Source organism: Candidatus Electronema sp. TJ, assembly GCF_048287355.1.
Lineage (GTDB): Bacteria > Desulfobacterota > Desulfobulbia > Desulfobulbales > Desulfobulbaceae > Electronema.
Genome location: NZ_JBLWEP010000027.1, coordinates 7,318 through 10,159, shown reverse-complemented (window position 1 = coordinate 10,159; position 2,842 = coordinate 7,318). Strand labels below are relative to the sequence as shown.

Annotated in this window: 4 protein-coding genes; all 4 read left to right on the top strand. The window is 55.9% G+C overall.

The annotated features are described in order from the left end of the window. Positions 1–784 (top strand): hypothetical protein (locus ACNKID_RS03540; protein ID WP_417912059.1); only part of this gene is annotated, 784 nt, incomplete at its 5' end. Then, on the top strand, positions 781–993 hold the full coding sequence (locus tag ACNKID_RS03535) for a hypothetical protein (RefSeq protein ID WP_417912058.1): 213 nt from the start codon (positions 781–783) through the stop codon (positions 991–993). The genes ACNKID_RS03540 and ACNKID_RS03535, both read left to right, overlap by 4 nt. Before the next feature lie 224 nt (positions 994–1,217). Beyond that, positions 1,218–2,366, top strand: a complete 1,149-nt coding sequence (locus tag ACNKID_RS03530) for a radical SAM protein (RefSeq protein WP_417912057.1) — start codon at positions 1,218–1,220, stop codon at positions 2,364–2,366. Next, positions 2,363–2,794 carry a hypothetical protein gene (locus ACNKID_RS03525; RefSeq protein ID WP_417912056.1) on the top strand — a complete coding sequence of 144 codons (432 nt, stop codon included), beginning with the start codon at positions 2,363–2,365 and terminating at the stop codon, positions 2,792–2,794. Before ACNKID_RS03530 ends, ACNKID_RS03525 begins: the two co-directional genes overlap by 4 nt. Positions 2,795–2,842: the final 48 nt, after the last annotated feature.

Genomic DNA, 2,842 nt, shown 5'->3' with positions numbered 1-2,842 from the left:
CATGAGTGCTGACCAAGGCAATGCGCCTCAGGAAGACAAGCCGAAGAGCAGTTCAATCTTGGAGCTGATTGAGCCGTCATCCAACAAACTGGCCTTCTATCTGGTGTTGATCATGCTGCTCATTCTCTTCGGGCTGATCTTCCTCCTGCTTAACACCACGGCGGCGCATCCAGACAACAAAGACTTTATTGAGTACAGCAAGTGGCTCTTCTCAGGTTTGATAACCGCGTTTGGCGCGTGGATCGGCGCAGGAGCCGCATATTTGTTCGGCAAGGAGAATCTGGCTGAGAGCAGCCGCTCGACTGAGAATGCGCTGAAGATACAGTATGAGGCAATCCGCAACACCTCCAAGCGCGACTGCGTCAAAGACATTGCTTTGACAACCATAAACAAGGATTTCATGTTCAAGCGGGAAACATCCAGCAAGGATGTGGCTCTCGCCCTTGAGCAGCATGCGGACTACTGGTGGGTGCCGGTGCTGGACAATGAAGGGAAAGGCATTCTGGAGGATGTGCTTCATGCCAGGGTGTTCTGGCGGCAGAGCAGCCTGCTGGCCGAGGACAGTCCGCTGTCAAGCCTTATTGAAGAAATCAGCAAAGATGAGAGCCTGAGCAGGCTGCATGGGTCAGCCTTCTTCATCAAAGCCGCTCTTGATGACAAGATCAGCGACACAATCCGCAAGATGGACAGCGCAGGCGCGGTGATCGGCATAGTTGTGGATGACCGGGGCAAGCCGTCTTACTGCTTCACGAAACAGAACTTGCTGACTGCGGAGCAAGCATGAGAACAATCCTCTTGTCCGGCCTTGCTGCGCTGGCAGCCTTGACCACGGCAGGCTGCGCTCCGACATGGTATGACAGCATGGAGAATGGCCGTGTCGCCGCGTGCGAGCCGCTGCATGGGCAGGAGCGCGCCGACTGTCTGGATCAGGCCAAGAAGAGCTGGGAGGAGTATGATCAGGAGCGGCAGGAGGCACTCGGCAAGGACAAATGAGCGCGGCAGGGATGGGCAGCGGCTCCTTGTTCAGCACGATATGCCATGCTCTGCGCCATCCAGCTCGCGGCACATGACATGGCCCATACTTGCAGCGTCGAAAAAATGCTGAAGAAAAAGCTTGCAGCTCAGCTGAAAATGGTTTAAAGGCTTATTCGATGTTTGTACTGGGGCATGAAAGAACTGTTGCATGAACATCTTCAGTTGTATTTGGAGTGCGCAGCATGAAAGCCACCTTGAGTTTGACCCACAACTGCAATCTGCGGTGCAAGTACTGCTATGCAGGCCGGGCAGTCAAGACAGACATGTCCTCTGCCACCGCCCGGAAGATTGTTGACTTCGTGACTGACGCAGCCGTTCCCGCCCGGCAGGCGCAGTTCAGCTTCTTCGGCGGAGAACCCCTGCTCCGCTTCGATCTCATCAAAGAGACCACCGCCTACATACGGCATAAGGAGCAGGAGAGCGGCATCCGAGCCGTCATCAGCCTCACATCCAACGGTACGCTGCTGGCAGAGCCTATGCTCGACTTCTTCAGCAAGGAGCGCGTCAACCTGTGCATCAGCATGGACGGGCCGGAGCAAAGCCACAACCTGAACCGGATCTACAAGGACGGCAGGGGCAGCTTTGCGGCTGTGGCGAAAAAGCTGCGCATGGCTTTGGACAAGCTGGAGAATGTGCAGGTCAATGCGGTCTATGGGCCTGAAACGCTGGACTCCATGGCTGATACCGTCGCCTTCTTCACAGCGCAGCGCGTTCCCTTCATTCATTTGAATCCCAACATCCGCGCCGCTTGGACAGCGGAGGATCTGGCCAAGCTGCCGCAGGTCTGCATGAGCATTGCGGAGCACTACATCCAATGCTATCAGCGCGGCCAGGAAATCTCTGTCAACATGATGGAGAGCAAGCTGGCACTCTTCCTCAAAAATGGTTATGCGCCGGAAGACCGCTGCGGCATGGGCAAGACCGAATGGGGCTTTGCGCCCAGCGGCAAAATCTATCCCTGCGAGCGGCTCATCGGCGAGGATGATGACCCCGCATTATGCCTTGGCGACATCCACACCGGCTTTGATCCTGCTCGCCGCTGCGACATGCTCGCCCGCAAAGGCAACCGCAACGAGGAATGCAGGACGTGCAATATGAGCAAGTACTGCATGAACTGGTGCGGCTGCACCAACCACCACATGACTGGCGACACCGAGCTTGCCGGGCCGATGCTCTGCGCCTTGGAGCGGGCCTCGGTCAAGGCTGCCGAACATGTCTTCATCACTTTGTCGCAAAGCGGCAATGAGCTGTTCATAGACCACCTGATGCGCTCTTTGTGCAAAGGGCGCACCATCATCAGCAACCAGCAGCATGAAGGAGGAGCAGCATGAGCGACCAGTTTGAATGGAAGGCGGAAATCACCTTCAAAGGGACAGCGGAGGAGTTCAACAAAAAGATAGCACCCTTTTTGCTTGAGGGAATCGAATCAGGAAGACTCGCCGCCAACTTCCCTGGAGGGAAGATAGTCGGCCCCACTCCTGGAATACCCGCGCCTGACTACATTATGAATAATCTGAACGTTGCCCCCTTGGTTGCTGGCGAAGCAACACGGATACAACTTCAGCATATTCCCGGCATAGCCGGAGGCATCCGCACTCCCCACATGCATGTGGGCAATGAAGTGTTGCTGCTTGAGCGCAAGCAGTTCAAGATTTTTGTCGGAGAGATTGCCCGTGAATTAGCCATTAGACGGGTTGATGACATGGAAGACCACCTCAGCGTGATGAAGCATATCGGTCGCCTTGCTGAAGGCCTCTGATTCAGCCCAGCCCGCAGCCTTGCGCAGCATTCATGCCCCGACCCTGCG

Bases quoted from the DNA above. Each gene is read 5' to 3' on its own strand.
- ACNKID_RS03535 (WP_417912058.1), top strand. From the start codon at position 781: ATGAGAACAATCCTCTTGTCCGGCCTTGCTGCGCTGGCAGCCTTGACC.
- ACNKID_RS03530 (WP_417912057.1), top strand. From the start codon at position 1,218: ATGAAAGCCACCTTGAGTTTGACCCACAACTGCAATCTGCGGTGCAAG.
- ACNKID_RS03525 (WP_417912056.1), top strand. From the start codon at position 2,363: ATGAGCGACCAGTTTGAATGGAAGGCGGAAATCACCTTCAAAGGGACA.